The following is a 3,424-nucleotide window of genomic DNA, read 5'->3' as shown; positions in this document are numbered from 1 at the left end:
CGACCACTGGGGCTGTTTGCGCTAGTCCCGATACAACCCTATTCTGGGATCCACTTCACCCCACTGCTGCGGGTCATAGACTGATCTCTGCCTATGCTTTAGATACTATTACAGCGGGAAGATCGATCGCCGCTCAGACTGAAACTGCTTTGGGCAATGCTAACCGTCAAACCCGCGATCTCAACGGTCGTTTACTCGCACTGCGAACTACCGCGCGTCCGATAAATGGACAGCTCGGTGTATTTGTTAATGGTGACACGAATTTTGGATCTCGATCGACCACCACCACCAACACGGGTTTTAATATCGATACCAAAGGCTTTACCGTCGGTGCTGATTACCCAGTTACTCAGAATCTCGCGGTAGGTTTAGCGGTGAGTTCTGTTAATACTAATAACCAGCTCAATGATAATCGCGGCAAGGTTGCAGTCGGTAGCACTTCTGTCTCCGTCTATGGCAACTATACCCAAGACAAATTCTACACCGATGCCCTGATTAATTATGGTTGGAACAACTTTAATATCGATCGCAACATTCAGGTACCAGGTTTTACCACAGCCACTGCCAAACCCAATGGCAACCAATTATCATTGCGAATAAATAGTGGCTACGATTTCGGCTCCAATAATGGCTTATCATTTGGGCCAACAGCGGGAATTCGTTATGCCAAAGTCAATATCGATGGCTACACCGAGCAAAACGGTGATATCTTAAATCTCAAAGTCAATCCTCAAGATCTAGACTCGTTGATTTTTAATATTGGTGCCCAAGTATCTTAACCATTTAAAGCCTCATTCGGGACAATTTCACCTTACTTTGCGGCTAACTTCGAGCATGAATTCGCTCAAAATGGTCGGCAGATCTCAACCGAACTCGTTACTCAGCCTGGTATCCCAATCCGCACGAAAATTGGTGCGAGCGATCGAGACTTTATCCGCTTGAGTGCTGGCTTCCAAACGGAATTTACCAACAGTTTATTTCTCAATTTGGGTTATGAAACGATCGTCGGTAAAGATAACTTTAGCGACAATTATCTCAATGCCACAGTCCGCTATCAATTTTAATTGTCCCGCTCGATCGGATTTTCTGGTTCGCGATTCTCATAGCGATTACCTCTCGGCGCGGCTATTGCTCAGGCAAACGCTCCGCTACCGCCAACGATCCAATCGAAAACATCACGCAAGATTGCCGCTCGATTACCAGTGGTTGGTTATTCTAACTCGATGTAATCGAGCGTTTTGACGATCTCATTCTATTTATAACAAAGTTTAAAATTATGATGAAACTCAAAATATCGATCCGGCGCACTCTGGCGATCGCCTGTTGTTGGATCGCGATCGCCACATCTAGCCCGATCGCGCCCCAATCGGCAACTGCCACTTCAGTCGCCCTCAATACTACGATCGCTACTCTCGATTCCAGACCTCAGCCACAGCCTTTAAACGGGCAAAACTTCCAAAAATCGCTCGATCGAAATAACTTTGTCGATGCGATTCGACAAGTAGAATTGGGCTGGCAATATCAATACGAAGCTTATTATGAGGGTAAATTAAAATCGCAATATTTTGAACTACCAGAAATTAAACAAAAATTAGCACAGGTCGATCGAGCTACCAAGACTAGATCGGCTTTGCTTTATGCCGTGCCGCGCCCCGATGGTTTACATCTAATTTTAGTATCTGCCCAAGGCACACCCGTCCATAAAATAGTCAAGGATGCTAATGCTAAAACCTTGCCTGAAGCTGCTAAAAATCTGCGAATTAATCTAGTAAATCCCCAAACTACCAGGGGTGAATATTTACCACCAGTCCAACAATTCGATCGCTGGTTGATTCAACCCGTCGCCGCCGATTTAAAAGCCAGAAAAATTGATACAATTTTGTTCTGCTTGGGTGGAGGTTTGCGAGGATTGCCATTAGCTGCATTGCACGACGGGCAACAATTTTTAGTAGAACGCTATAACTTGGCGATTATTCCGGCATTTAACTTATTAGATCGCAAATCGAAGACATTACCTGGATTGCAAGTATTAGCGATGGGTGCGGCTACTTTTACCGACAATCCTAATTTACCTGCGGTACCAATAGAATTGGCAACAATTACCCAGACGGGATCTTGGCCGGGACGAGTATTATTAAATGAGGCATTTACACTCAAGCAATTTCAACTTGCTCGATCGCAGACTGCTTATGGAATCGTGCATTTAGCCAGCCATGCCGATATTTCTGCCAAATCGGTGAAGGATTCCTACATTCAGTTTTGGGATCGCCGCTTGCAATTAAACCAAGTGCGCGAACTGAGCTTAGATAAGCCTGCGGTGCAGCTTCTGGTGCTGAGTGCCTGTCGGACGGCATTGGGTACGCCAAATGCCGAATTAGGATTTGCGGGATTGGCGGTACAGTCTGGGGCGAAGGCAGTATTAGCCAGCTTGTGGTCGGTGGATGATGTCGGTACGCTAGTGCTCATGTCGGATTTTTATCAGCGTTTGAAAACAGCACCACTCAAATCTACTGCCCTCCGCAGCACTCAAATTGCCATGCTCAAAGGAGATTTAAAGTTAAGGAATAGTTCGATCCGCCGCGTGCGGAAGAGCCTGCCATCGGAGTTACAGTCGTCGCAAGATCGAGATTTATCTCATCCTTACTACTGGGCGGCATTTACCACGATCGGCAATCCTTGGTAATACAGAGACTATCGATCGCGATCTTGATGCCGTTGGCATGAATGCCGATCTTGTCGTTTCTCGATCGAACACCAGTTTTGGGAAGGGAATCGGTTAGGATAAGACAGATATATTAGCTCTATACTTCTCTAATAGGATCGCCAATGCGGCAACGCAAAGATTTAATCGAGATATTTTCCGCGTTTTTGCAATTTGAGTCCGATCGACCGACATCGTGGGCGATCGATCCGCGCTTGCATCGGAGTATGATCCGCTCGGTAGATGTCCAATCGCGAGGTAGTGAAGATTTTTGGGCGGTGTATTGGTTGCGGCAATACGCCCAACATGGAGATGCTGCAAATCCGGCTCTGCGTCAATCGATTGGGCATTTGGCGGCTTATTTACAAGAAACTTGTTTTTGGTCGGTAAATCGGTTAATGCCGCGTACGGGTTCGGTACAGATGAAGTTGTCGGATTGTTTTCAGGTGGCGATCGCGGATGTTCCGAAATTATTACAAGCTTTCGATACTTCTAAGCCGACGAGATTGAAGGCTTATGCAAATACGGTGTTTGGAAATTGTTTGCGAGATTATTTACGCCAACGGCAGGAGGTAGATTTTTGTAGCGATTGGGGGTTGTTACAGAAAATCAGTCGCAAACGGCTGTTAGATGCGCTGGTGGCAAATAATTTTGATGCAGTCACGCGCGATCGCTATTATCTGGCGTGGAAGGCGTTAACTAGCAATCATAGTGCCGATAAGT

The 3,424-nt window shown here is 46.1% G+C and carries 1 protein-coding gene and 2 pseudogenes; all 3 read left to right on the top strand.

The window, feature by feature from the left end:
• The first annotated feature begins 149 nt into the window (after window positions 1-149).
• Window positions 150-1,064, top strand: a pseudogene (locus Q0R35_RS18545) (autotransporter outer membrane beta-barrel domain-containing protein).
• Window positions 1,065-1,276: 212 nt separating this feature from the next.
• A complete protein-coding gene (locus tag Q0R35_RS18540) occupies window positions 1,277-2,683 on the top strand; it encodes a CHAT domain-containing protein (protein WP_295622025.1) in 1,407 nt (468 codons plus the stop codon).
• A gap of 143 nt (window positions 2,684-2,826) precedes the next feature.
• Window positions 2,827-3,424, top strand: a pseudogene (locus Q0R35_RS18535) (sigma-70 family RNA polymerase sigma factor); the annotation flags it as partial.

The organism is Chamaesiphon sp. GL140_3_metabinner_50 (assembly GCF_025361915.1).
Taxonomy (GTDB): Bacteria; Cyanobacteriota; Cyanobacteriia; order Cyanobacteriales; family Chamaesiphonaceae; genus Chamaesiphon.
The sequence above is the reverse complement of the archived record's forward strand: the minus strand, read 5'-3'. Positions and strand labels throughout refer to the sequence as shown.

Coding starts and splice junctions, on each gene's coding strand:
- Q0R35_RS18540 (WP_295622025.1), top strand. CDS start 1,277: ATGATGAAACTCAAAATATCGATCCGGCGCACTCTGGCGATCGCCTGT.